Source organism: Alteromonas sp. ABH4_452 (assembly GCF_056311825.1).
In genome coordinates this window covers 3,623,047-3,649,370 of the sequence record NZ_CM149973.1, presented here as the reverse complement: position 1 = coordinate 3,649,370, position 26,324 = coordinate 3,623,047, and the positions used below count along the sequence as shown (strand labels likewise).

Annotated in this window: 23 protein-coding genes; 13 read left to right on the top strand and 10 right to left on the bottom strand. The window is 44.7% G+C overall.

From position 1 onward, the window contains the following. The first annotated feature begins 61 nt into the window (after positions 1-61). Positions 62-499: a DUF2177 family protein gene (locus ACYX4N_RS15665; protein ID WP_476054669.1), complete on the top strand. Its 438-nt coding sequence runs from the start codon at positions 62-64 to the stop codon at positions 497-499. On the opposite strand, the gene ACYX4N_RS15660 is transcribed toward ACYX4N_RS15665, so the two are convergent. Beyond that, the gene (locus ACYX4N_RS15660) at positions 477-1,631 is read right to left on the bottom strand and encodes a fatty acid desaturase family protein (protein WP_476054668.1); all 1,155 of its coding nucleotides are present in this window, start codon (positions 1,629-1,631) and stop codon (positions 477-479) included. The two genes, ACYX4N_RS15665 and ACYX4N_RS15660, sit on opposite strands and share 23 nt — an antisense overlap. Continuing rightward, positions 1,628-2,686, bottom strand: coding sequence for a flavin reductase family protein (locus ACYX4N_RS15655; RefSeq protein WP_476054666.1), 1,059 nt, complete (start codon positions 2,684-2,686; stop codon positions 1,628-1,630). The genes ACYX4N_RS15660 and ACYX4N_RS15655 overlap by 4 nt, the downstream gene beginning before the upstream one ends. A gap of 289 nt (positions 2,687-2,975) precedes the next feature. Between ACYX4N_RS15655 and ACYX4N_RS15650 the strand changes: the two genes are divergently transcribed. Continuing rightward, complete coding sequence (locus ACYX4N_RS15650; protein WP_476054664.1) at positions 2,976-4,061, top strand: alkene reductase; 1,086 nt, start codon at positions 2,976-2,978, stop codon at positions 4,059-4,061. Positions 4,062-4,190: 129 nt separating this feature from the next. Here ACYX4N_RS15650 and ACYX4N_RS15645 read toward each other — a convergent pair whose 3' ends face one another. Next, positions 4,191-4,409 (bottom strand): hypothetical protein, encoded by a 219-nt coding sequence (locus ACYX4N_RS15645; protein WP_110287736.1) that lies wholly within the window; start codon positions 4,407-4,409, stop codon positions 4,191-4,193. Positions 4,410-4,746: 337 nt separating this feature from the next. Here ACYX4N_RS15645 and prfB point away from each other — a divergent pair. Both prfB and lysS read left to right on the top strand, forming a co-directional pair. Beyond that, positions 4,747-5,845, top strand: a protein-coding gene (gene prfB / locus ACYX4N_RS15640) for a peptide chain release factor 2 (RefSeq protein ID WP_476054663.1) whose coding sequence is annotated in 2 segments (ribosomal slippage) — positions 4,747-4,821 and positions 4,823-5,845 — 1,098 coding nt in all. Because the reading frame shifts where the segments join, the coding sequence is not laid out codon by codon here. Between the two features lie 23 nt (positions 5,846-5,868). Continuing rightward, positions 5,869-7,437, top strand: a complete 1,569-nt coding sequence (gene lysS, locus ACYX4N_RS15635) for a lysine--tRNA ligase (protein ID WP_474808037.1) — start codon at positions 5,869-5,871, stop codon at positions 7,435-7,437. Between the two features lie 40 nt (positions 7,438-7,477). On the opposite strand, the gene ACYX4N_RS15630 is transcribed toward lysS, so the two are convergent. The 3 genes from ACYX4N_RS15630 to ACYX4N_RS15620 are packed head-to-tail and all read right to left on the bottom strand — an operon-like array spanning position 7,478 to position 9,793. Then, on the bottom strand, positions 7,478-8,419 hold the full coding sequence (locus tag ACYX4N_RS15630) for a ketopantoate reductase family protein (RefSeq protein ID WP_476054662.1): 942 nt from the start codon (positions 8,417-8,419) through the stop codon (positions 7,478-7,480). A gap of 58 nt (positions 8,420-8,477) precedes the next feature. After that, on the bottom strand, positions 8,478-9,233 hold the full coding sequence (locus ACYX4N_RS15625) for a pseudouridine synthase (RefSeq protein WP_476054661.1): 756 nt from the start codon (positions 9,231-9,233) through the stop codon (positions 8,478-8,480). Further along, positions 9,233-9,793: an Hpt domain-containing protein gene (locus ACYX4N_RS15620; RefSeq protein ID WP_474808031.1), complete on the bottom strand. Its 561-nt coding sequence runs from the start codon at positions 9,791-9,793 to the stop codon at positions 9,233-9,235. The genes ACYX4N_RS15625 and ACYX4N_RS15620 overlap by 1 nt, the downstream gene beginning before the upstream one ends. A 336-nt stretch (positions 9,794-10,129) precedes the next feature. Here ACYX4N_RS15620 and ACYX4N_RS15615 point away from each other — a divergent pair, with 336 nt between their 5' ends. The 6 genes from ACYX4N_RS15615 to ACYX4N_RS15590 all read left to right on the top strand — a co-directional run bounded on the left by ACYX4N_RS15615 (position 10,130) and on the right by ACYX4N_RS15590 (position 17,066). Further along, a complete protein-coding gene (locus ACYX4N_RS15615; RefSeq protein WP_476054660.1) occupies positions 10,130-13,000 on the top strand; it encodes a M16 family metallopeptidase in 2,871 nt (956 codons plus the stop codon). Positions 13,001-13,074: 74 nt separating this feature from the next. Next, complete coding sequence (gene gshA / locus ACYX4N_RS15610; RefSeq protein ID WP_476054659.1) at positions 13,075-14,673, top strand: glutamate--cysteine ligase; 1,599 nt, start codon at positions 13,075-13,077, stop codon at positions 14,671-14,673. 67 nt (positions 14,674-14,740) lie between these two features. Further along, positions 14,741-15,379: a transglycosylase SLT domain-containing protein gene (locus ACYX4N_RS15605; protein ID WP_269916053.1), complete on the top strand. Its 639-nt coding sequence runs from the start codon at positions 14,741-14,743 to the stop codon at positions 15,377-15,379. A gap of 381 nt (positions 15,380-15,760) precedes the next feature. Continuing rightward, positions 15,761-16,219 (top strand): hypothetical protein, encoded by a 459-nt coding sequence (locus ACYX4N_RS15600; RefSeq protein WP_476054658.1) that lies wholly within the window; start codon positions 15,761-15,763, stop codon positions 16,217-16,219. 135 nt (positions 16,220-16,354) lie between these two features. Further along, the gene (locus tag ACYX4N_RS15595; RefSeq protein ID WP_476054657.1) at positions 16,355-16,774 is read left to right on the top strand and encodes a hypothetical protein; all 420 of its coding nucleotides are present in this window, start codon (positions 16,355-16,357) and stop codon (positions 16,772-16,774) included. A 166-nt stretch (positions 16,775-16,940) separates the two neighbouring features. Continuing rightward, positions 16,941-17,066 (top strand): hypothetical protein, encoded by a 126-nt coding sequence (locus tag ACYX4N_RS15590; RefSeq protein ID WP_259462646.1) that lies wholly within the window; start codon positions 16,941-16,943, stop codon positions 17,064-17,066. A 29-nt stretch (positions 17,067-17,095) separates the two neighbouring features. On the opposite strand, the gene smrB is transcribed toward ACYX4N_RS15590, so the two are convergent. Next, positions 17,096-17,746 carry an endonuclease SmrB gene (gene smrB / locus ACYX4N_RS15585; RefSeq protein WP_476054656.1) on the bottom strand — a complete coding sequence of 217 codons (651 nt, stop codon included), beginning with the start codon at positions 17,744-17,746 and terminating at the stop codon, positions 17,096-17,098. 152 nt (positions 17,747-17,898) lie between these two features. On the opposite strand from smrB, the gene prmB reads away from it, so the two are divergent. From prmB to ACYX4N_RS15570, 3 genes are all read left to right on the top strand, one after another. Beyond that, a complete protein-coding gene (gene prmB, locus ACYX4N_RS15580; RefSeq protein ID WP_476056460.1) occupies positions 17,899-18,834 on the top strand; it encodes a 50S ribosomal protein L3 N(5)-glutamine methyltransferase in 936 nt (311 codons plus the stop codon). Positions 18,835-18,843: 9 nt separating this feature from the next. Continuing rightward, the gene (aroC, locus tag ACYX4N_RS15575) at positions 18,844-19,941 is read left to right on the top strand and encodes a chorismate synthase (RefSeq protein ID WP_476054655.1); all 1,098 of its coding nucleotides are present in this window, start codon (positions 18,844-18,846) and stop codon (positions 19,939-19,941) included. A 150-nt stretch (positions 19,942-20,091) separates the two neighbouring features. Further along, positions 20,092-21,309 (top strand): MFS transporter, encoded by a 1,218-nt coding sequence (locus ACYX4N_RS15570; protein WP_476054654.1) that lies wholly within the window; start codon positions 20,092-20,094, stop codon positions 21,307-21,309. A 28-nt stretch (positions 21,310-21,337) separates the two neighbouring features. Here the strand turns inward: ACYX4N_RS15570 and ACYX4N_RS15565 are convergent, their stop codons facing one another. From ACYX4N_RS15565 to ACYX4N_RS15555, 3 genes are all read right to left on the bottom strand, one after another. Continuing rightward, the gene (locus ACYX4N_RS15565; protein ID WP_476054653.1) at positions 21,338-22,885 is read right to left on the bottom strand and encodes a SpoVR family protein; all 1,548 of its coding nucleotides are present in this window, start codon (positions 22,883-22,885) and stop codon (positions 21,338-21,340) included. A gap of 1 nt (position 22,886) precedes the next feature. Then, positions 22,887-24,173, bottom strand: a complete 1,287-nt coding sequence (locus ACYX4N_RS15560; protein WP_476054652.1) for a YeaH/YhbH family protein — start codon at positions 24,171-24,173, stop codon at positions 22,887-22,889. A 102-nt stretch (positions 24,174-24,275) separates the two neighbouring features. Continuing rightward, a complete protein-coding gene (locus ACYX4N_RS15555; protein WP_476054651.1) occupies positions 24,276-26,198 on the bottom strand; it encodes a PrkA family serine protein kinase in 1,923 nt (640 codons plus the stop codon). Positions 26,199-26,324 lie beyond the last annotated feature (126 nt).

Here is a 26,324-nt window from a genome sequence, read left to right as displayed (position 1 = left end):
TGCGTATTCATATTTTAAATCACTTGCATCCACAATTTGCTTATTTACAGGGATAGGTTCCATGCTTTCCAACATCATTCGCTTTGCGAAAAACATCGTCGTGTCGTTAATTGCAATCTTTGTGTGTTTTGGTGTGCTCGACTTCTTGTGGCTTGGCGTTATTGCGGATGGCTGGTATCAAAGTGAAATGGCGCCCTTGCTTAGAAATCAATTTATCACGTGGCCATGGGTGGTTTTTTACCTTATGTATGGATGTGTGGTGTTTGTACTTGCTGTGGTGGCGAACAGAGATAAGTCGTTACTTTATGCTGGGATCGATGGCGCGCTTCTAGGGTTGGCCAGTTATGGCGCATACAATTTAACGGCGTACAGCATTATTGAAGGTTTTACCTTGTTTATCATGTTGATTGACTGGGCGTGGGGCACGTGCCTAACCAGCGCAAGCGCCATGGCCGGCTGGTTAGGGTTTCAACTGGTTAAGGGAAAGAGTAGCGAATAATGCGTTTTAACACGCTGGTGTATTGTTTTAAAAAGCCGCCAGTGTTGTAGTGCATGCCGTGTTCTTCGAATACGGCTTTTACCTTGGACGCCATCTCTCGGTAGCGTCTGGCTGGGATATCTGGAAACAGGTGGTGCTCAATTTGAAAGCTTAAATGCCCAGTAAGCACGTGAAACAGGTTTCCGCCTTTTATGTTCGACGAGCCCAGCGCTTGTCGGTAGTACCATTGCCCTCGGGTTTCATTAACACAATCTTCTTGTTTAAACGTTTCCACGTCGCCAGTGAAATGGCCGCAAAAGATAATAGTAGATGTCCATAAATTGCGTAGTAAATTGGCGATAAGGTTGCCGGTAAATACCCATAAAAATAACGGCCCAGCTAACAAAGGAAATAGTACATAATCTTTTACTAACTGACGTGCGCCTTTACTAAAAAAGCGTTTCTTAAGTTCATTATGGGTAACCTGATTCTTACGGTTGTCCTTCTTTTTTCCAAAAAAGACCCGCTCAGCGGCCATTTCGTGATACGACACACCCCACTGAAATAAAACACTAAGTACGATGTAAGTCGCAAACTGCCATAGGTTTTTTACACGCCATTTAAAATCGTTAGACAGGCGAAGCAAGCCGTAGCCAAAGTCTCTGTCTTTCCCAATAATATTGGTATACGTGTGATGCTCGTAATTATGAACGCGATTCCAGCTCGCACCATCGCAGGCAATATCCCACTCATAGCCTTTCGAATTAATGTGTTTGTCGTTCATCCAATCGTACTGGCCGTGCATTACGTTGTGGCCTATTTCCATATTATCGAGAATTTTTGCTGTAGCTAAACTCAATACGCCGGCAACCCAGAGCAGCGGTTGAATGAACCCCAACATTAAAAGTATCCGTCCGCTCCACTCGCAGATTCGCTGAACAAGAATAATACGTCGGATATACGCCGCATCTTCAGCACCCACTTTTCGTTTAATGTCAGCTTTAATTTCATCAAGCTGAGCGGCAAGTAACTCGTAGTTCGGTTTCTCTTTAGTGCTCGTTGACCGAATTGCTTTGGTTTCACTTATTGGAAAATGCGCTTGTTCGATGGCTTCTTCACGGTGTTGGTTGTCTATTGCAACGCTGGTGTTCATAGTTGAATCTCCAAATCAGTTACGGCTTGTGATACACACAGCTGAATAAGTTGCTCTGCGCTATCTGAAAGCTCACCCGTGCGGGTATCTCTCACTACGCCCCGTTTCTTAACACATTGGCATTGATGACAAATTCCCATGCCACAGCCATAAGTCACAGGTTGTTCTGCTTGCTGAAGTTGTATAAGTAGGGTTTGCTGATTGTCGACAGTTAAAGATTGGCCGTTGTGAACCAAAGAGAAGGTTTCGTTTTCGGTAAGGCTGGTGTTGCTCACCACAGGAAGCGCAGCGAAGTGCTCGCTCGAAACAGGTACGTTGATCGTTTTTGCATAACTTTCAACTTGCTCGAACATGGCATGTGGACCACACACTAACCAGTGTGCATTGGCAAAGTTACACAAATGCGCTTCTACGTCTCCGTCTTTTTGCTTGCTCAAAATATCATAGGTGAAGTACTCACAGCGCTGACTTAACGCTGATATTTCACTGAGTAATACATGCTCGCCTGGCTTAGCAAAATAAAGTAAGTGTACCGGTGTATGGTTTAGCTGCGCGTTGTTGACGGCATCGTCAAGCATGGCAATGAAAGGGGTAATGCCTGAGCCACCCGCAATCATAAGAAGAGGTTTTTGCGTTTCAGGCCATACAAACTCTCCCATGGGGGCAGAAATATTTATCCATTGATTAGGCACACAGGTATGTAGGTAAGGTGTTAGCGCGCCTTGGGCTTTTACCTTAGTCAGCAAGCGGATCTGCTTGTCTCTTTGGTGGGTATTAGCACCACTTGCTATGGTAAATACGCGGGTGGTGAGCCTGCCATTAAGCTCTATAGTCAACGCGATATGCTGCCCTGCGGAATGCGTTGGCCACGAACTATCCGGCTCAAGTAGCACCTCGAGTATATCCGAGCTTAAGTTTTTTACTGTTACAACTCTGGCTCTAAAATACCCATCGCGCCACGCGGGTTTAATTTGCTGCATCAATACCTCCCAGTAGCCCTTCCAAGAGCCATGGTGGAGTATGCGATCAGTGAATTTATCGAGTAATAGTTTCAATGTAGAAATCACACCTGTATTTCGTCGAATTATCTTAAATACAAAAAGGATAAAAATATTTTAGCTTACACTTGTACGCTAAATCAGCGAACAAGTGTAAGCTTAATTTTTTCTGCGTCAAGAGGAGATGTATGAAGTTTGGGATAACGTCGTCGAAATGTACCGGTACTTTTGTGAAAAATGCAAAAGTGCTTTGTTAAAAGTACGGGTTCTAACCCAGCTTTAGGGCCTTATATTTACCATTATCTAAACGTGTAAATTGCAAGAATAAAGTTCAAAGGATCGTATTATGAAACTATTTGAAACCCTATCGCTGGCTGGAAAAACGCTGAACAATCGAATTGTTATGCCGCCAATGACCCGCTCCCGCTCAACACAGCCGGGAGATGTGCCCAACACCCTTATGGCTGAATATTACGCTCAGCGCGCAAGTGCAGGGCTTATTGTGAGTGAAGGCACACAAATTTCGGCACTCGGTAAGGGTTATGCGTGGACGCCGGGTATTTATACCAAGGCGCAAATTGAAGGCTGGAAGTTGGTAACAGATAAAGTGCATGAAGCGGGTGGTGTGATGTTTGCGCAACTTTGGCACGTGGGCCGCGTATCCCATCCTTCAAATACAGAGGGGCAGCAGCCAATTAGCGCATCGGCGATTCAAGCAAAAGGCGTAAAAGTATTTGTTGATGAAGGCGGCAACCCTGGCTTTGTTGAGTCGGTCATGCCCCGAGAAATGAGCATTGAAGATATAAAAGCCGTGGTGGAAGAGTATCGCGTTGCGGCGCGCAATGCCGTAGATGCCGGATTTGATGGCATTGAGTTGCATTCGGCTAATGGTTACTTGCTTAACCAGTTTATTGATTCTCAAAGTAATACAAGAACTGATGAATACGGCACAAGTGTACAGAACCGTATTCGATTCTTGAAAGAAGTGGTGCAGGCTGTGTCTGAGGAAATTGGCGCTGATAAAGTAGGTGTACGTTTGGCGCCCCTAACAACATTAAACGGGACGGTCGACGACAATCCCGAAGAGACCTATCTTGCGATTGCTTCCATGCTTAATAGTTTCAAGATTGGCTATATGCATATTGCTGAAGCCGACTGGGATGATGCGCCGCAAATGCCAATATCATTCAAGATGGCTATTCGTGAAACCTATAGCGGTCTGCTTATTTATGCCGGAAAGTACGACACAGAGCGTGCCGAAAAAGCTTTAACTGAAGGATGGGCAGATATGATTGGTTTTGGTCGACCTTTTGTGGCAAACCCAGATTTACCGTACAGGTTAGCGAATAGTTTGCCCCTAAATGAACATAACCCGGATACTTTATTTGGCGGTGATGAAAAAGGTTATACCGATTATTCGTTTCTCAAATAAATTTATATTTGAGTTAATATGATGAAATCATGTTGAGCAATAAAGGGGCACGGCCTCTTTATTGCGTTATGATTATTACTGATATGATTTGCGGTAAAATATAAATGTTTAAGGCGTTTCTAAGCGCGCTTAGAAGTGACGGTTTCTATATAGCCAAGCACCGATACCACTTCCCGCAATAAGCATTGAGGTTGCAAGCCATAGTTTTGAAATGGGGGCTCCGTCGGGGCATTGTAGGGCCATGGTTGCGCCGGCTAGATTTTGACAGTCAAATAGTTGTCCCAATGCGAGTACTAGCAAGCCCAGCAATACACCGATAACAGCATAAGACAAATTATTAAATGACATACTTTTCCCTTTAGTTTTTCCATTTGACGTTTACAAGGCTTCTACAGTGCCCTAATGCACACTTATGGAAAGCGTGATTGCTTTAGAACAGTGCAGTGATTATTAAAACCGCACGTATGCAACCTTGTATAAGTTTATTCTTATGGCCTTTGACACCATAACCAATGCTTGGGGTAAGCAGTTGAACTGCAAAAATGTTTATTTCGTCTTTAATGGTTGAAAAGCACACGTTGTGCCAAGCAAATTGAGCTTCGCAATATTTGCGCCAACCCCTATCAAAATTCCTTCAAATTCGGTACTATCCGCGGTCTTAAATTTTTAACGAAATAAGCGGACTATGTTTGAAATAAACCCCGTTATGAATGCGATAAAAGATATCCGCGAGCGCACTGAAGCGCTTAGGGGGTATCTTTGACTTTGATGCAAAGTCAGAGCGTTTAGAAGAAGTTAGCCGAGAGTTAGAAAGTCCTGATGTTTGGAACGAGCCAGACAGAGCGCAGGCCCTTGGCAAAGAAAAAGTGGCCCTGGAGCAAATCGTAGAGACGATCCACAAGCTCGATCAGGGAACTGAAGACGTTGAAGGTCTCGTTGAATTGGCCGTTGAAGCTGAAGATGAAGATACCTTCGTTGAGGCCCAAAGTGAACTTGAGGGCTTAATTGAGCAGCTAGAAGTGCTTGAGTTTCGTCGCATGTTTTCTGGTCCTAATGATGAAAACGACTGCTATATTGATATTCAGTCGGGCTCTGGTGGTACAGAAGCGCAAGATTGGGCCAACATGCTGCTGCGCATGTATTTGCGTTGGGGCGAAGCGCATGGTTTTAAAACTGAACTTATTGAAGTGTCGGAAGGCGAAGTCGCGGGCATTAAAAGCGCTACGCTGCGCGTTCAGGGCGAATATGCGTTTGGCTGGCTGCGCACAGAAACAGGCGTGCACCGCTTAGTACGTAAATCGCCGTTTGACTCGGGCAACCGCCGTCATACGTCGTTTTCATCTGCGTTTGTATATCCTGAAATTGATGACGACATCGATATTGAAATTAACCCGTCTGATTTACGTGTAGACACCTATCGCGCATCGGGCGCGGGTGGTCAGCACGTAAACAGAACGGACTCTGCGGTACGTATTACTCACGAACCAACGGGTATTGTGGTGCAGTGTCAAAATGACCGCTCGCAGCACAAAAACAAAGATCAGGCGATGAAGCAGTTAAAAGCCAAACTTTACGAGTTTGAACTGCAAAAACAAAACGCTGAAAAACAAGCGATGGAAGACAGCAAGTCTGATATCGGCTGGGGTAGTCAAATACGCTCTTACGTTTTGGACGACTCTCGCATTAAAGACTTGCGCACTGGCGTGGAAACACGTAACACTCAAGCCGTGCTAGATGGCGACTTGGACAAATTTATTGAAGCCAGCCTGAAATCTGGGCTGTAAACCGAACAACGAAGTGAAAGGTTATGACTGACCAACAAACAGACGATAACAAATTGATTGCAGAGCGCCGTGCTAAGCTAAGCGCTATTCGCGAGCAGTGCCGTGCAAACGGTTTCCCAAACAGCTTCCGTCGCGAAAACTATGCGGATGAGCTTCAAGCTAAGTTCGGTGAATTCGACAAAGAAACGCTACAAGAGCAGGGTAATAAAGTGAGCATTGCTGGCCGTATCATGGCAAAGCGTGGTCCTTTCATGCTGCTTCAAGATATGACAGGCCGTATTCAAGCTTACGCTGATAAAGACACACAAAAAGCCCTTAAAGCAAAATACGGTGCACTGGATATTGGTGACATTATTGGTGTAGCGGGCGACTTGCACAAGTCAGGTAAAGGCGACCTTTACGTGAACATGGAGCAATACGAGTTGCTAACCAAAGCACTTCGTCCATTGCCAGAAAAATTCCACGGTTTGAGCGACCAAGAAACGAAATATCGCCAGCGCTACGTTGATTTGATCACAAGTGAACAAACGCGCAAAACCTTCATGATCCGTAGCAAGATCGTAAACGGTATTCGCAATTATCTTACCGAACGTGACTACCTTGAAGTAGAAACGCCAATGCTTCAGGTTATTCCTGGTGGCGCGACTGCGAAGCCGTTTGTAACTCACCACAATGCGTTAGATATCGATATGTACCTGCGTATTGCACCAGAGCTTTACCTTAAGCGCCTGGTGGTTGGTGGTTTTGAGCGTGTGTTCGAAATTAACCGTAACTTCCGTAACGAAGGCTTATCAACCCGTCACAACCCAGAGTTCACTATGCTTGAGTTCTACCAAGCGTATGCAGACTATAACGACCTGATGAACCTTACAGAAGATATGCTGCGCACATTGGCAGAAGATATTCTTGGAACAAGCATTATCAAAAACACAACCAAAGACGCTGAAGGTAACGTAACGTCTGAAGTTGAATACGATTTTGGTAAGCCGTTTGACCGCTTAAGTATGGGCGAGGCTATTCTTAAGTATTGGCCAGAAGCTAACGAGGAAGCTATCCGCGACCCAGAAGCTAACCTTGATGCGCTTAAAGCGATGGCGAAACAGCTTCACATCAAAGAGCCTGAAGTTGACGGTATTTGGGGTGCAGGTAAGTATCTTTGTGAAATCTTCGAAGCAACCGCTGAAGAAAAGCTTGAGCAGCCTACGTTTATTACAGAATATCCGTGGGAAGTATCACCGCTTGCGCGCCGTAATGACAATAACCCATTCATTACCGACCGCTTCGAGTTCTTCGTAGGTGGACGTGAGTTGGCAAACGGCTTCAGCGAGTTGAACGACCCAGAAGATCAGGCAGAACGCTTTGCGAAGCAAGTTGAAGAAAAAGATGCTGGCGATGATGAAGCTATGCACTTTGACGACGATTACATTCGTGCGCTTGAATATGGTTTGCCGCCAACGGCGGGTGAAGGCATCGGGATTGACCGTCTAGCTATGCTATTTACTGATAGCTCAACAATTAAAGATGTTATCTTGTTCCCACACATGAAGCCTCAGGCGCCAAAAGACGCGCAAGATGCGGGTGAACAAGAATAATCTTAATCCTTAAATTGCGTGATTTAGGTGCTCGGCGCTGTTAAAGCTTCAGCGCCTTAACACGCTCTACTAAAAGGGTATTCTCGGGAACGGGAATACCCTTTTTTGTTGCCATATCTACAATGTAACCGTTGATGGCGTCTATTTCTGTTTGTCTACCGTGGGCCACATCCTGATGCATGCTTGAGTAGTTTTCTCCGGTCGCCTTGGCTACAGACAGCACATTTTCATGAACTGACAGTGCATCAAAATCTAGCCCGTAAGCATCCGCTACCTGAGTAAACTCATTGCAAATTGAAATACGGCTTTGTTCAAATTCAGGCTTAGCAATGTGCTTATTTTGGATATTGTGAAGCGCCGTTAGTGGGTTAATCACGGCATTAACGGAAAGCTTCGTCCACAATGCTTTTAAAATATTACTTTGGTATTGCACCGGCGGAAGTATGTTATCTAACGTCGCAATTGCGCTGGCTAGCTGTGGCGCTATTTGTGAGAGGGCGGCCAATGTTTGAGGTGATGGCTTATCTACATTAGGCGCTCCAATTTGCGTTGCGCCAACGCCAGTATACTTAACATGAAAATCGCCGCTCGACGCGCTTACTTTTAATGCGCCATGACTGGTTGTAGCAAGAAGCAACGGATAATCGCCGCCTAGTAAATCTCCTGCGACCTCAAGCCCGCCCATACCGTTGTGAAGCAGCACAACGGTAGGCTGTTGTGTGAGATAGGGAAGCCATTGCAATAGGCCTGCTTTAAGTTGATATACTTTTAAGGGGAATATCAGCACATCACTTTTAGGTAACACGATAGGTGAAGGCTTCGCAGGTTTTAGCGCAGTGGTTTGGCCGTTTTGCCAGTATACGCAAGAGGGCATGGTTTTCATGTCTCTGGGGTAGCAGTCATACGGCACGCCATTTTTCTGGGCGCTCGCAGCAATTAGGCTTCCTATGGCACCGCTACCGACTATATGTAGTTTTCCCATTAATATTTATCAAATGTTGTATTAGGTTACGGTTTTACTTATGCGGAACTGGCTTAACTCAACGACGCTCTTCTACAGATGCAGACAAAAAGCGCGCTGGTATTGAAGGCCATGGATAAGTCTCAGGCACATTAAGTTCCTTGATCCAAGCTTGCACGTCTTCTTGGTTAATTACTTCGCCTGTATCAAAAGGTGCGCTTACCGCTAATTCACCTTTGGATAAAGGAAGGCGCAAGTGCCAAGCATGAAGGTAGAGCCTATCTGATGCCGCGCCGCCGTAAAGTGCATCACCTAAAATAGGGGCTCCAACGCTTTTGAGCGCGACTCGAATTTGATGGGTTTTCCCTGAATGAGGTTTAACAACGAAACCACGAATGCCGGGTTTAGCAGCGCTACTGAAAAACTGAGTTATCGCTGGGCTTTCCTGAGTTTTAAGTAAAATGCGCTGGCCGCCGCGACGATTTTTCATATCGCCGATTATCGTGCCCTGTTTCTTTTTAGGTTTGTTATCGCTCAAGGCTAAGTAGAATTTGCTCACCCGTCTTGATGAAAAAAGTTCGCCGATTTCTGCCGCCACTGTGGCATTTTTGGCCAGACACAAACAACCTGAGGTGCCTGTATCTAGACGATGGCAAAGGTGCAATTCTTTAACGGCGAGCTGCTTTTTTAAAACAGTAACAATGCCGTCTACCTTTACTGCTTTAATACCTTCAGTCGTTTCTTGTTCTACGCCAGCGTCATGCATGGCAACGTCAACAGGCTTATTAACGACAATAAGCTCAGCGTTTTCAAAGAGGATAGGGATGTGCAGCACTAGCTATTTTCTAACTCTTCGATAGCTTCTTCATAATCTAGCTCGTCAACCGCATCGATAATAGCCGTGCGTTTTTCTTGCGGTAAGGCAAGGGCGTCTAGCCATTCGTCTAGTTTATCCTGTGCAATAAACTCACTGGCTTTAAGTGCGGCCAATAATTGCTTTCGAGCTTGCTCAGCGGCAGCGCCGTTTGCAGGGGCAGAAGCGGTAACTTCTGGCTCTTTGATGAGCGCATCTACCGTGGTAATAGTCTCATTTAGCACAGCGACAAACGCTGGGTATTCATCAGCTACTTGTCTGTCATTTCGAAAGCTGGCTTCAACCGGCTTGCTTGCGTTGTGAAGCGCAAACATACCAAGATTTCCTGTCACTCCCTTAAGGGTATGAACAAGTGAATAAGCCTCAGTGAAGTCACCCTTTGCTATATGCGCTTGTAAGTCAGCATCAAGAGAACGGTATTCGTCCGTGAACTTACCTAGTAGGGTGAACAACAGTTTTTTGTTACCACTTAACTGTGACATTCCGAAGTCTATATCAAGTACTGTTGTTGACTGATCCATACATCTATCCTTTTATTTCGCAACTTCTTTCCGGACAATTTCTAGTCCGAACGCAAACCATTTGTCAGTTCATTCGTACCACTTAACGAATTCAACTGGCTAAAGCCTTTATTACTAAAGACTATGAAGTGTAAGTGTATTTCAGAAATACACAAATTAATACAATCATAGCAAAGTCGAAGCAAGTAAAGCGTTAAAAAGTCTGGTAGTCTTCGAAAATTCGCTCGCACTTTTGAAATCGCAACTTCATTCTTGACCGTAAAGTTAAGTGGTTACGTCAAAGTGTAGCTAGAGTGAAGGCGAGTGAAAACATGTAGTAATTGAAAAGGAATCATCATGTCAGGAAAACTGACCCTTCGTACCCTCTTTATGGCCATAGGCGTCATTGCAGTATCAGCGTGTCAGCACGTGCAGGAAGAACAGGCGAATAGTAATTCAGATACCGCCGTAATCACATCAAATAGCGTGTCTATTCCTCATGAGAAATATACGCTTAGTAACGGGTTGACCGTCATCCTTCACGAAGACCATTCTGATCCGCTGGTTCACGTCGATGTTACCTATCACGTCGGTTCGGCACGAGAAGAAATTGGTAAATCCGGCTTTGCCCATTTTTTCGAACACATGATGTTTCAAGGATCAAAACACGTTGCTGATGAGCAGCATTTTAAAGTTATTACAGAATCTGGTGGCAATTTAAACGGCACGACAAATACCGATCGCACTAACTACTTCGAAACTGTGCCGGCAAACCAGTTAGAAAAAGTGTTATGGCTTGAGTCTGACAGAATGGGCTACTTGCTAGAAGCCGTAGACCAAACCAAGTTTGAAAATCAAAGAGAAACGGTTAAAAATGAACGCGCACAACGGGTAGACAATCAGCCTTACGGGTTGCGTTTTGAGCTTAATGGCGAAGCGCTATACCCTGAAGGCCACCCGTATTCGTGGATGACCATTGGTTATGTAGAAGACTTAGATCGGGTGGACGTAAACGACCTGAAAGCCTTCTTTAAGCGCTGGTATGGCCCTAACAATGCTGTGCTAACCATTGGGGGCGATATCGATGTAGCTAAAACTAAAGCTTGGGTGAAGAAATACTTCGGCGAAATACCAGCGGGCCCCGCAGTAGAAGAGCCTGAGCCGCAGCCGGTGACATTAAACGAAACCCGTTATGTAACGTTAGAAGATAAAGTCCATCTTCCGCTTCTTCAAATAACCTACCCCACGGTATACGGTCGTCATGAAGATGAAGCGCCGCTAGATGTTTTAGCCGATATTTTAGGTGGTGGTAAAACGTCATTGTTTTATAAAAACTTAGTAAAAGAGGGTATGGCAGTGCAGGCCGTGGTGTCTCACCCTTGCCGTGAACTCGCCTGTGAATTTCAGCTACTTGCCTTGGCTAATCCTGCAAAAATCACCTCACTCTCAACACTTCAAAATGTGCTGAATGAAACACTTAAAGAGTTTGAAACAAGAGGTGTCACCACCGATGATTTGGCGCGAACAAAAGGTAAAATTGAAGCGCGTACGGTGTTTGGCTTACAAAGTGTGTCTGGCAAAGTGTCAGCCTTTGCTGCTAACGAAACTTTTTATCAAACGCCCGATTTAATAGCTGAAGATATTGAGCGCTATAACGCGGTAACGGCTGAAGACATCATGCGCGTTTATAACAAGTATATTAAAGATGCCAACAGCGTAGTGCTAAGTGTAGTGCCAAAAGGGCAGGTGCAACTTGCTGCAGCCGAGCAGAACTTTGAGCGCCCGGTAAGAAATATTGAGATAGAAACCGCAGAGGTTACAAATGAGGAAGCCTTTACCAGCGCAGCATCAAGTTTCGATAGAAGCGAAATGCCAAAGGCTGGCGAGGCACCAGTTGTAGAAGTCCCTGATTATTGGGAAGCTGAACTAGCTAACGGTATAGAAATGCTTGGCGTTACCAGTACTGAAACACCAACGGTAACGTTAACCCTAGGCATGGATGGTGGCATGTTGCTAGACCCTGAAGGTAAAGCGGGAACGGCTTACCTGACGGCTTTACTTATGAACGAAACTACAAAAAATTACAGTAACGAAGAATTGGCTAATGAGCTTGCAAAGCTGGGAAGTGCTATCCGATTCAGCACTGCTGGTAGGTACTCGCAAGTCTATGTATCAACATTAACTAAGCATTTAGATGAAACCTTAGCACTGTTAAAAGAAAAGTTGTTCAACCCCGCGTTTACGCAAGAAGACTTCAACCGCATGAAAGAGCGTGTTGTGCAGGGGTTACAGCAGCAAGCCAAAACGCCTTCAAGCCTGGCGCGTCGTGCACGAGATCTCATCTTGTTTGGAGAAGAGAATCGCGTAAGCCTGCCTGACGAAGGTACATTAGAATCAGTACAAAACATCACGTTAGAAGACGTTAAAGCGTTTTATACCAATTATTACTCACCTGATAAAGCGAGTATTGTTGTTGTCGGTAACTTACCGAAAGAGGCTATGGTAAATACTTTAGATTTCATCGGTAAGTGGCAAGGTAAAACCTATGAGTTCGCTGATTACAGTGACTTCCCTAAATATGAAGAAAATCAGATATTCCTGGTAGACAGCCCAGAAGCGGTACAGTCAGTGGTATATCTAGTTGATCGAAGCCTACCTTTTGATGCAACAGGCGATCACTTTAAGTCCCGCCTTATGAACTTTCCGTTAGGTGGGGCATTTAATAGCCGTATAAATCTTAACTTGCGAGAAGATAAAGGTTTCACCTACGGAGCAAACAGCGGCTTTGTGGGTGGTAAAACACTTGGTTGGTTTGAAGCAAGTACCGACTTAACCGCGGCCAATACAGGTGAAGGCATTTCTGAAATTCTTAAAGAGATTAATCGCTACCGCACCAAGGGAGTGAATGAAGAAGAAATAGCCTTTATGCGCAATGCCTTTACGCTAAGTGATGCGTTAGAATTTGAAACGCCTGCTAGCAAAGCACGCTTTCTAAGACAGCTGCTTAGTTACGATTTGGAGAAAGGCTATCGTGAAGAGCAGCTTACTATTATCAACAATATTGATAAGGAAACGATGGATGCGTTAGCGAAGCAATATTTGAATCTCGATAAGATGCAAATTATTGTAGTAGGTGATAAAGCTAAAATTTTGCCTCAGTTAAACGCGCTATCGATGCCAATTATCGAGTTATCAGTAGAGAGTAACACCCGAGAAACGTTAAACTGATAGATTGATTTTTGTTGAATTTACACTATTGCCCCCCATAACAGGGGGCAATATTGACATAACGGACCACCATTTTGACTGTAGACTCATCCCGTTTTGAAGCGCGTATTGCTGCGCTTAAGTCACCCGAGTTCTTAGCTGCGCTAAAAGACATTAAGCGCGGAGTAGAGCGTGAAGCCCTTCGCATAAACCCAAATGGTACGTTGGCACAAACGCCTCATCCTAAAACATTGGGTTCAGCGCTGACTCACGATTCAATAACTACAGACTTTTCTGAGTCGCTGCTTGAGTTTATTACGCCGCCTGAGAATAGCGCTGCCAAAACCATTACTCAGTTAAAAGATATTCATAAATTCGTTATCGATAATATCGGCGACGAGCAAATATGGCCGCTAAGCATGCCGTGTTTTATCGAAGATGAAGCCGATATTCCCATTGCTTACTTTGGTGAGTCAAATGTAGGAAAAATGAAACGGGTGTACCGTATTGGCCTTAAAAATCGTTACGGCAGTATGATGCAGGCTATCGCAGGCGTTCATTTTAACTTTTCTCTACCAGATAGCTTTTGGAAACTATGGGCTGAATTGAACGGTAAAGAGCATTCGCAAGACCAGGTTTCAGCAGATTATTTTGGGTTAATTCGCAACTATCGCCGTCTATGCTGGCTCATTCCTTATCTCTACGGCGCGTCTCCAGCACTTTGTGGTTCGTTCCTAAAAGGTAAAAAGCATGCTTTGCCGTTTGAGAAAGTGGGCAAAGGTACGGTGTACATGCCCCATGCCACATGTCTTCGAATGAGTGATTTGGGCTATACCAGTGCAGAGCAGTCTTCGCTTAAAATCTGTTACAACCAGTTAGATAACTACGTCAAGCTACTGCGTGATGCTATGAATACGCCGTCTACGCGCTTCAGCCAATTTGCGGCTGGGGACGAAGGCAATTATCAGCAACTTAGCCGCAATATCATTCAGATTGAAAATGAACTCTACTCGCCTATACGACCAAAGCAGCCTACCAAATCAATGGAAAAGCCAACAGACGCCTTGGTTCGCCGCGGTATCAATTACATTGAAGTGCGTGCGCTAGACGTTAATCCGTTTTCCGCAGTGGGTATTTCACAGACCCAGTTTGATTTCTTAGATGTATTTTTAGTTGCGTGTTTACTAATGCCAAGTGCTGAGCTCGACGAAACTCAACTTAACGAAGCGAAAGAAAACATGAATCGAGTAGTACTAGAAGGGAGAAACCCAGACCTAGTGCTACAAAATGGTGGTGTGGATATCACGTTACCTCAATGGTGTACTTCGCTGTTTGAGTCTTTCGAACAGGCCGCTGAATTACTTGATATGGCTAACGATACTTCTCGCTACGGTGAAGCAGTAAAAACTGAGTTTGCCAAAGTACAAGACCCTGAGTTAACGCCGTCAGGCAAACTGCTTTCTATGCTTTTAGAAGACGACAAAGACAATGGGGTGCTAGGGTTAGAACTTGCACAAGCTTATCAATCTGAGATGAAGTCTTTTGAATACACGGATACGGATGCTGCTGGATTTGCTGCCCAAGCTGACGTGTCATTCGCTGCTCAAAAAGAAATAGAAGCGGCTGACGTGAAAGACTTCGATACATTCATACGTGATTATTTCGCTGAAGCCCCAGCAAAAAAAAATGCCTGACATAGGTCAGGCATTAAAAGGTTCCAGGGAAACACACATTTTACTAGAACATTAGTTAAGACAAGCTATGAACCAAAAGTTCAAAAAACTGGTTGTTTTTTTATCAACTCTCATCGTTCTTTTTCCGCTGTTTATCGCTGGGTGCGCAACTACGCCTCCTAAAGACATCAGTAATTTGTGCGAAATATTCTACGAAAAGGACGATTGGTATGATGCAGCTGCTGACGCCAGAGATAAGTGGGGCGTGCCCATCCATGTGCCTATGGCCATGATGTACCAGGAAAGCTCTTTCCGTCACGATGCGCTACCACCTCGCGATTATGTGTTCTTCGGGCTTATTCCTTGGGGGCGTGTCAGTTCGGCGTATGGTTACTCACAGGCTAAAACGCCTACGTGGGCAGACTACATGCGCGAGACTGATAATAGTGGTGCGGATAGGGATGATTTTGAAGATGCCATCGACTTTATGGGGTGGTTCATCTATAAATCGCAAAAAGTGAACGGTATTTCTAAATGGGATGCTTACGCGCAATACCTAAACTATCACGAAGGGTGGGGCGGCTATAAGCGCAGAAGCTATGACAGAAAACCTTGGCTTAAGAAGGTGGCGTCAAAAGTAAAAGCCCGTTCTTTGCGTTACGCGACACAACTGAAAACCTGCGAAGAGGATCTTCAAAAAGGTTGGTTTATGAAGCTGTTTAGCTAGCTTTTAGAAGCGAATATTTATTTAGTATTTAAGACGCGACTTTTAAGTCGCGTTTTTTATGTCAGTAAGAGACTGAGTATCGAGAAGTAGTGAATGAAAACAACACGGCAATACTCATTGTGGCAGATGAAAAAATGAGGGATAGACGGGCGTCTATCCCTCAGCGACGCTAAGCCAAGACCGTTTTTTACCCAACGTCGAACAGGCATTTATAAGATAGTGCAAATGATAATGATTTGCAATTACTTTGTGGTGTTATTTTTACTTTCTTTAAATTACGCCGTTTTCTTGGTTAGTTTGCAGGCGCAATCTTAGATCCTGCTTTATACTTTACTCACAACTAGCAATACTGCATTAGGTAAAAAGTAGCGACAGCAATGTATGGACAACGAAAAGTTTAGCGCACACGGCGATGTTAAGGCTCACTTCGTAGAGGACAGACGGATACTAACCATCGATCTCAACGGCCCTTTCAATTTAGAGTTTATCCGCAAATATCAACGTGTGGTGGGCGCAGAAAGAAGAAAGATTAATGTTCCTCGTTGGGCAAGCCTAGTTAATATTTACGGCTTGGCGCTTGCGCCCCTAGAAGGTACAGCAGATGCGCAACTGATAGTAGAGGAAGCTGTGGACTCAGGGCTTGTTGCCACCGCTGTAGTACTTCATGAACCAGAGGGACTCGCACTGCAGCAAAAGTTTTGGTCTAGAATTTACGATGCATCCACAATACCTTTCCAGTTTTTTAGTGAAACACCTAAAGCCTCAGAGTGGTTGAGCGAGAAAATTACTTCTGGCATGCGCACGAAGGGCGTTTATCAAAACAACAACATTATAAGGTAAAGGGTAAAGAGTACGAACAGTGCGAACTCATTCGTTTTCTCGGTTTCTATCTTTACAATCACTTCCTTTGCATTAAATGATCTAAGCATCACAACACTTCCTATCAATTCTATAAAGGCATAACAGGAGGTAGCCATGGTAGGAAGTCAGCATCAATATCGTTTTTTTAACGTTAATAACGTGCTATTTGATATCCCAAGCAGCGTATACGACGACAGAACGGTAGACGATTGGTTTGCGGCGATTGTTAAAGAAGGAAGAAAGAGAGAACATTGGGTAATATTCTCTATTCCAGATAAAAGTCTAACTGTCACCCATACAGCAGCAAAACAACTCTGTAGTCGATTACCCTATTTAAAATCTTACGGTTGCCTTGGCTTTTTGCTTTTAGCGACACACACTAACGCAAAGATTTTTCAACACAGTTTAAAATCTACGCCTTCTAACTTTGACATGAAAGTGAGTGAGTCGATGGAAACACTTTGTAGGTCCGCTGAGTTGATGCTAGGGAATGAAAACGAGCTCAATATCTTTAACCGATTTGGGTCACGATAACACCAAATGAACTCGAGCGTTCGTGACGGTTCTAATAGTAAGGTGAATTTGACCTAGATCAAGCATACTAAAAGTTGCCGAAAGGCTAATTTTCACTATTGATCTAGATCACAATCGCTAACACCAGTCTCTTCTATTATGAACTTAGTTAAAGAGGAGACTTATTATGATGTGGACTATGATGAAAGACCCAGTGGTGTGGGGCTCACTATTAGGTATAGGCATTATTGTAGCGATGATGATGTATTACACTTATCTATTTATGCATAACAGTGCAGATGAAGATAAATAAGTTGCAAAGTGTGGTCGTAGTGGTACGAATTAGCGCTTGTTGTTTTGAAGCGGTATCTCTATAAGCACTAATAACGCAGCTTGCCCGCCGTATTCGAGAGGGGCTTGATGGAAAGCGCGTACGTGTGGGTGCTGAACTAAGTAATGGGGTAGGGCAGCTTTTAATACGCCCTGCCCGAAACCATGCATCACGCAAACACAATCAATCAGTTCTTTTCTCGCCGTGTGAATTAGCGCCGCAAGCTCTGCTTTTGCCATTTCTCGGGTTAACCCATGCAAATCCAGTGTCATTTCGGGCGAGTAGTCGCCGCGACGTAACTGTTTCAAAATATGCGTAGACTCACCTTCTTGGCAAAAGCGCATAGGACCTTCTTGAGGTAGTGCCGCTTGATACATGTCAGAAAAATTAAAACTAGCTGCCAGTTGTTTGCTGTGTTTTAGGTGCTTACCTTTTACCTGCTGCGACTTCTTAAATAACTCAACCTGTTTATCAGGCTCTACCTTATCTTGTGATAAAGGTGTCACTCCCTGCATTGCATCTGCAAATGAAAAGGTTTCTTCCTCAGCATTCGTAGACGTGTTTCCATTACGCGCACCGTCCTTTATCGCCTTGTTTGTATGGCGCTTTGGTTCAGCCAGTTGCTTTTTTAATGCTTTGAGTTCTTTTTTAAAGGTTTTCATCAAATATAGCTTTGTTAAATAAACACAAGTTCAATAATTCAAAACGCCTAAATTATAACGAATAGAAAGATTCCGTACGTAGTTAATTATGTGAATCGGTATGAAGTTTGGGTATGATACCAGCTTTGAAATTTTTGATGTACCCAAACGCCATGACCGATAAGTTTTACCTTGAAGAAGCCATTGAAGATCTGCATACCCTGTTAGATATGACACGATGGGCAACCAGCCGTTTTAACGATGCGGCTTTGTACTTTGGTCATGGTACTGATAATGCGTGGGACGAAGCGACTAGCCTCGTTATGCAGGCACTGCATTTACCTCATCCTATCTTAGAGCAGGCTGGCGAGAACATTCTTAGCTCACGCTTGACCAAAAGTGAACGTGAAAAAATTGCCGAGCTCGTTTTAAAGCGCGTACAAACTCGCATGCCGTTGCCTTATATTACAAACGAGGCCTGGTTTTGCGATATGCCATTTTACGTGGATGAACGTGTGCTTATTCCACGTTCGCCATTTGCCGAGCTTATTCAAAACGAATTCACCCCTTTTGTTGAGTCAACGCCAAATACTATTCTCGACATGTGCACAGGCGGCGCCTGTATTGCTATCGCTTTGGCTCATGCATACCCTGAAGCCCAGGTGGATGCCGTTGATATTAGTACGGATGCACTAGAGGTGGCCGACATCAATATTCAGGAACATGGTCTTAGTCATCGTGTTTACCCCATTCAGTCAGATTTATTTTCTAGCCTAGAAGGGCAGAAATACGACCTGATCGTTTCTAATCCGCCGTATGTTGACGCGGAAGACATGGCTGACTTACCTGAAGAGTATCATCACGAGCCTGAACTTGCGCTCGCCGCAGGCGACGACGGCTTAGACCTCGTGGATATTATGCTTAAAGATGCGCCAAATTACCTTAATGATGGCGGCTGGCTGTTCGTAGAAGTAGGTAACAGTGAAGTGCACATGAACGAAAGGTTTCCTGGCTTAGAAGTCATTTGGTTAGAGTTTGAAAATGGCGGTTCAGGTATTTTCGCCGTTAAGAAAGACACACTAGTACAGTATTTTAGCAGTAAGGATTAATAGTTAATTATGTCAGGTAACAGCTTCGGAAAACTTTTCACTGTAACCACATTTGGTGAAAGCCACGGCATTGCGATTGGCGGTGTAGTAGACGGTTGTCCTCCAGGGCTTGAGATCACAGAAGAAGATCTCCAGGTTGATTTAGACAGACGCAAACCAGGCACTTCGCGCTATACCACAGCGCGAAGAGAAGATGACGAAGTACAAATTCTATCTGGCGTATTTGAAGGCAAGACCACCGGCACTAGCATTGGTTTGTTGATTAAAAATAAAGATCAGCGAAGCCAAGATTACGGCAATATTAAAGACCGCTTCCGCCCAGGTCATGCTGACTATACCTATGACCAAAAATACGGTAGCCGTGACTATCGCGGTGGTGGACGTTCATCAGCCCGCGAAACAGCTATTCGCGTAGCCGCTGGCGGTATTGCCAAGAAGTACCTGAAAGAAGTGCACGGTATTGAGGTGTTGGGTTATTTGTCTCAGCTTGGCCCTGTTAGCGTTGATAAGGTGGATCACAGCGTCACCAATACCAACCCGTTTTTCTGCCCAGATGAGTCTAAGTTAGATGCACTGGACGAATACATGCGTGACCTTAAAAAATCTGGAGACAGCATTGGCGCGAAAGTGTCGGTTGTAGCGAAGAACGTGCCTGTTGGCCTTGGCGAGCCTGTCTTTGACAGGCTAGATGCTGAAATTGCTCACGCTATGATGGGCATCAACGCGGTGAAAGGCGTTGAAATTGGCGACGGTTTTGATGTTATAAACCAAAAAGGTAGTGAACATCGCGATACGCTAACGCCCGATGGTTTCTCTTCAAACCATGCAGGTGGAGTATTAGGCGGCATTTCTACTGGTCAGGATATAGAAGTGCACATGGCACTTAAGCCGACCTCGAGCATTTCGGTATCGGGTAAAACTATCAATAAAGACAATGAAGAGATTGATATAGTAACCAAAGGACGTCACGACCCGTGCGTAGGTATTCGTGCTGTACCCATTGCTGAAGCCATGCTGGCACTGGTATTGATGGACCACTTGCTGCGTCACCGTGCGCAAAATACGGGCGTGCTGTCGACGACTAAGCCGATTGCAGGTCAGGCATAGGGTATAAATCGAAACACCGCAATCTTAAAATCACCACATTCACGCGGTTTACAAATACGCGCAGCACTAAAAACATGCTGCGCCAATAAATTTTATTATTCGCCACTACCCGTTTTGCGCTAGTGGCGTTTTTGCATATGGAGATGTGAATTGTCATCTAATGGTCTAAACCACGCCAAAAGCGCTGATCTAGGCGCAAAAAGTAGCAAAGCTGCGCTCTTTGTCCTCGCTATTACCTATTGGCTTTACTTCGGGCAACTTGGCGTACTTGTTCCATACTTGGGGATCTTTCTCGATGGGCGGGGCTTTTCTTCTGCCGAAATTGGTGAGCTTTTTGCCGTCATTACTCTAGCGCGTATTTTAGGCCCTGGCTTGTGGGCAGGCGTTGCTGATAAAACGGGAAACGCTATAGGCGTCATGCGTTTAGGTTGTTTTCTTACGGTGCTGACTTTTAGTTCTGTTTTTTACTTCACCAGTTTTTGGGGGCTTACGCTGGCGTTCGGCCTAATGATGATGTTTTGGACAGCGGTATTGCCTCAGCTTGAAGTCATCACTATGAACACAGTGGCGAAAACCAAGGCTACCTATGGACAAATAAGGCTATGGGGAAGTGTTGGATTTATTTGCTTGACGGTAGGAGTGGGTAAGGCCCTAGATATTTTTTCTACTGATACCCCTGTGCATGCCAGTGTTGGTGTACTAGCGCTTTTATTTATAAGTACCTTGTTTATACGCGCGCCGAAAGAAGCTGCGCCTGAATCGTCTACGGCGGGCAGTATTTGGAAATACGCCAAACAAAAACCTTTCGCCATCTTTATCTTCGCTTCAGCGTGCTTGCAAATTAGCTTCGGCGCGTATTACGGCTTTTTTGCCCTCTATATGCGAGACCTTGATTACAGCGGACAACAAACCGGCATATTTATCGCGCTGGGGGTACTTGCTGAAGTGGGGGTATTTCTTGTTGCCCGTAGGCTTATTAGTCAATTTGGCGTGTGGAATTTATTGTTTGTAAGTATCGCGCTCACAGGGCTACGTTGGTATGTGATGGCGGCATTTGCTGACAGCTTTATGGTGATCGTATTAAGCCAGCTTATTCATGCGTTAAGCTTTGGGTTAACCCATGCGGTATCGGTACACTTTATTCACCAGTTTTTACCTAAGGCATATCACAGCCGAGGGCAAGCAGTGTACATTAGTGTAGCTTTTGGACTGGGTGGCGCATTGGGTAATTACATGGCGGGGCAGCAATGGCAGCAGGGCACTAACGCTTACGAGACTTTCGTCACTGCAGCGGTGTTTGCCGCAGTCGGCGCGCTGTCATTACTAATGTGTTCACGAAAAGAAATGGAAAGCGCACAAGCAGCTTAATATCTTTTTCTAAGGGCGTACCGCAGGCTTATCCCTGCGGTGCGCGTTTACACTCCGATATCACTTCAACGCCACTATCCCCATTATCTTGCTCTAAACGTACGTCGAATTTCCATAGCCTGTGCAAGTGACGCATGACTTCATCTTTAGATTCACCAAGCGGTATACCCCGCTGAGGAATATAGCGCAGAGTCAATGACCGGTCCCCACGCACATCAACGTTGTGTACTTGAATGTTGGGCTCTAAGTTACTCAAATTGTATTGAGCAGAAAGCTTTTCTTTAATAATTTGGTAACCCCGTTCATCGTGGATAGCACTGACTGCGATAAAGGGGTTAGCGGTATCATCTTCAAGGGCGAATAATTTAAAATCTCGAATCACTTTTGGCGATAAAAACTGACTGATAAAGCTCTCGTCTTTAAAGTTTTGCATAGCGAAATGCACGGTTTCCAGCCAGTCCTTACCCGCAATACTTGGCAAATATTTAAAGTCTTCCTCAGTAGGCGACTGACATACCCGCTTAATATCCATGAACATGGAAAAGCCAAGAGCATACGGGTTTATGCCAGAATAATAAGGGCTGTTGTATTCAGGCTGCATCACTACACTTGAATGACTGTGCAAGAACTCCATCATAAAGCGGTCGCTAACTAAGCCCTCGTCATACATTTCATTGAGAATATGGTAATGCCAGAAACAAGCCCACCCTTCGTTCATCACTTGGGTTTGTTTCTGCGGATAAAAATACTGTGAGACTTTGCGTACAATACGCACAATCTCCCGCTGCCAGGGTTCAAGTAATGGAGCGTTTTTCTCAATAAAATAGAGCAGATTTTCCTGGGGCTCTTGTGGAAAACGAATTTTTTCTTTGTGCTTGCTGTGCGGGCTATCGGGCAAGGTGCGCCAAAGCTCATTCACTTGCGATTGAAGGTAGGCTTCCCGCTCTTCCTGCCTGTTTTTTTCTTCTTGTAGCGAAATCTTCTGCGGGCGTTTGTATCGGTCAACGCCATAATTCATAAGCGCGTGGCATGAGTCGAGCATGTTTTCGACCTCGTCATAGCCGTACTTCTGTTCGCATTTGGCAATGTAGTTTTTAGCAAATACCAGGTAGTCGATGATAGAGCTGGCATCGGTCCAGGTTTTAAATAAGTAATTACCTTTGAAAAACGAATTGTGCCCGTAGCAGGCATGGGCCATCACCAGCGCTTGCATGGTAATGGTGTTCTCTTCCATTAAATACGCAATGCAGGGGTCAGAGTTAATAACAATTTCGTAAGCCAAGCCCATTTGCCCGCGACGATATTGTTGCTCGGTTTGAATAAACTTTTTGCCAAAGCTCCAGTGCGTGTAATTAAGCGGCATACCTATGCTGGCGTAGGCATCCATCATTTGCTCTGCGGTAATGACTTCAATTTGATTAGGGTAGGTGTCTAGCTTGAACTTTTTAGCGATGCGATCGATGTGCTGCTCGTACTCTTCGATAAGCGGAAATGTCCAGTCGGGCCCATCGCTTAGCAAATGTCGTTTTGATGATTTAGCCTTGCTGTTTTCTGTTGCGATAGCGTCGGTTGTCATATTAGGCTCCTTGCTGCGCATCTTGCTCAGAGCGTTTGAATAGCTCTCTGAACACAGGATAGATGTCGGCCTGGGTTTGTATGTGCTTACATACAAAATTATCGTGAGTGGCGGCGACTTTCTCGTATTCACGCCACAAGCTTTGATGTTGCCTTTCTGTTATTTCTATATAGGCATAATAGCGGGTGGCCGGCAGCAGTTTAGTGGTAAGCAAATCGCGGCATTGTGGCGAATCGTCAGCCCAGTTATCGCCGTCAGACGCCTGTGCTGCATAGATATTCCAGTCTCCATCGCTATAGCGCTCACGCACTACTTCATCCATTAGTTTCAAGGCACTTGAAACAATAGTGCCGCCAGTTTCTTGAGAATAGAAAAACTCCTGCTCGTCTACTTCTTTAGCCTGAGTGTGATGGCGAATGTATACCACGTCTACGTTTTCGTAAGTGCGACTTAAAAATAGATAAAGCAAAATATAGAAGCGTTTTGCCATTTCTTTAGTGGCTTGGTCCATAGAGCCAGACACATCCATTAAACAAAACATCACCGCTTTACTTGAAGGAAGCGGGCGCTTGTCGTAGTTTTTAAAGCGTAAATCAAACGTGTCGATAAAAGGCACTCGAGCTATTTTGGCTTTAAGTGCTTCAATTTCTTCTTTTAGTGCATTAATAGCCAGCGTATTGTCATGCTTGTCTTCTACAAGCAGTACCAGTGTTTCTTCAAGCTCTTTGAGTTTCTTTCTATCACTTCCACTTAGGGCAATACGCCTTGCTACAGAACCTTTGAGCGAGCGAACAATATCAAGGTTACTCGGTACGCCGTCGGTCTGATAACCTGCGCGGTAGGTTTCGAATTGGGTGACTTTGTCGAACTGATTTTTCTTTAAATTTGGAAGCGCTAAATCTTCAAATAGTAAGTCTAAATATTCGTCTTTGGATATTGAAAATACGAACTCGTCTTGCCCTTCACCCTCGTTGCTAGCGTCGCCTTCACCTGCGCCTTTACCGCCGCCACCTGGCGGTCTGTCAATTTTATCTCCTGCAGTGAATTGGTCGTTGCCGGGGTGGACAATATCTCTACTGCCACCTCGTCCTGTATGAAAAATAGGTTCAGAAATATCTTTGGCTGGAATGCTAATTTGCTCGCCAGAATCTAAGTCGGTAACAGAACGTTTTCCCACAGCATCAGATACAGCACGCTTTATTTGCTGCTTGTAACGCTTGATAAAGCGCTGGCGGTTTACCGTACTCTTACCTTTGCTGTTTAACCTTCGGTCTATGAAATGCGCCATACACACCTGCTTGAGTTGTTGTGAACTACAAATACCGGTACTAAAGCGCGCTTAGCGCACGCTTTAGTACCAATTACGTTCTAGAAGCTTCTAGCCTTTAGGCTATGACGCTTTTCGTACGCGTAGGTACCATTCACAAAGCAAGCGAACTTGTTTTTGCGTATAGCCTTTTTCGGTCATACGATTTACAAAGTCGTCGTGCTTTTTCTGCTCTTCTGCTGAGCCTTTGGTGTTAAAAGAAATAACGGGCAGTAAATCTTCCGTGTTAGAGAACATCTTCTTCTCAATGACGGTGCGAAGCTTCTCATAACTTGTCCATGCTGGATTTTTGCCGCCGTTATTTGCACGGGCTCTCAAAACAAAGTTAACGATTTCGTTACGGAAGTCTTTCGGGTTGCTAATCCCAGCGGGCTTCTCTGTTTTTTCTAACTCAGCATTAAGCGATGCTCTGTCAAACAGCTGCCCGGTTTCTGGGTCGCGATACTCTTGGTCTTGGATCCAGAAATCAGCATAAGTCACATAGCGGTCAAATAGGTTTTGCCCGTATTCAGAGTATGACTCTAAATAAGCGGTTTGAATTTCTTTGCCTATGAACTCCACATAGCGGGGAATCAGGTAGCCTTTTAAAAACTCCAAATACTTATCAGCGGTTTCTTGAGGGAACTGTTCCCGCTCAATCTGACGTTCCAATACGTAGAATAAATGAACTGGATTCGCTGCCACTTCTTGATGATCGAAGTTAAACACGCGAGAGAGGATCTTAAATGCAAAGCGGGTGGATAACCCCTCCATGCCCTCGTCGACACCTGCGTAATCTCTGTACTCCTGATAAGACTTCGCTTTCGGGTCGGTGTCTTTTAAGCTTTCTCCGTCATAGACCCGCATCTTTGAAAACATGCTAGAGTTTTCAGGCTCTTTTAAACGGGATAGCACGGTAAACTGTGCTAAGCATTCCAAAGTGTCTGGTGCACAGGGAGCGCCACTAAGTTCACTGCTATCGAGTAATTTTTTATAAATGCGAATTTCTTCGCTTACTCTTAAGCAGTAAGGGACTTTAACAATATAAACACGGTCTAAAAACGCTTCGTTGTTTTTATTGTTTCTAAACGATTGCCACTCAGATTCGTTTGAGTGTGCCAGTATTAATCCATCGAAGGGAAGCGCAGAGAAGCCCTCTGTCGGGTTGTAGTTACCCTCTTGTGTAGCAGTTAATAGGGGATGCAGCACCTTAATCGGTGCTTTGAACATCTCTACAAATTCCATTAAGCCTTGGTTGGCTTTACACAGGGACCCTGAATAACTGTAAGCGTCTGGGTCATTCTGTGCATATTGTTCTAGGCGGCGAATATCAACCTTACCCACAAGAGCTGAAATATCCTGGTTATTCTCATCTCCCGGTTCGGTTTTAGCTATGCCCACCTGGTCAAGCACCGATGGATAAACCCGAACCACTTTGAACTGGGTAATATCACCATTGAACTCATGAAGGCGTTTGCGAGCCCACGGTGACATAATAGTTTTTAGATAGCGCTTAGGAATGCCATAATCTTTTTCTAATATGTCGCCATCTTCTTTGACATCGAATAGACAGAATGGATGATCATTCACTGGTGAGCCTTTAAGCATGTAAATAGGCACATGCTGCATTAGCTCTTTAAGTCTTTCAGCCAGTGACGATTTACCGCCGCCCACTGGGCCGAGTAAATAAAGTATTTGTTTCTTCTCTTCAAGACCTTGTGCGGCATGCTTGAGGTAAGAGACAATTTGTTCAATGGCTTCTTCCATGCCATAGAATTCTGAAAAAGCTGGATAACGAGAAATGACGCGGTTGGAGAAAATGCGGCTTAGAGCCGGGTCGTTGGCAGTGTCGATTAGTTCTGGCTCACCGATGGCTTGTAACAAACGTTCTGCAGCGTTTGCGTAAGCACTTTGATCTTCCTTACAAATTTCAAGGAACTCCCCAATGGTGAACTCTTCCTGTTTTCGCTCTTCATAGCGACTTTGATAGTGTTCAAAAATACCCATGAATACCCCTTAAATACGGAACCCCGTAATTTCAGCTTAGTAGGTATTTGAGAAAAGGATAGTAATTATTGTGTATAGTTTTTAATCTTTTCGTCTAATGAAAAATGCAACTTTTATAAGAATTTA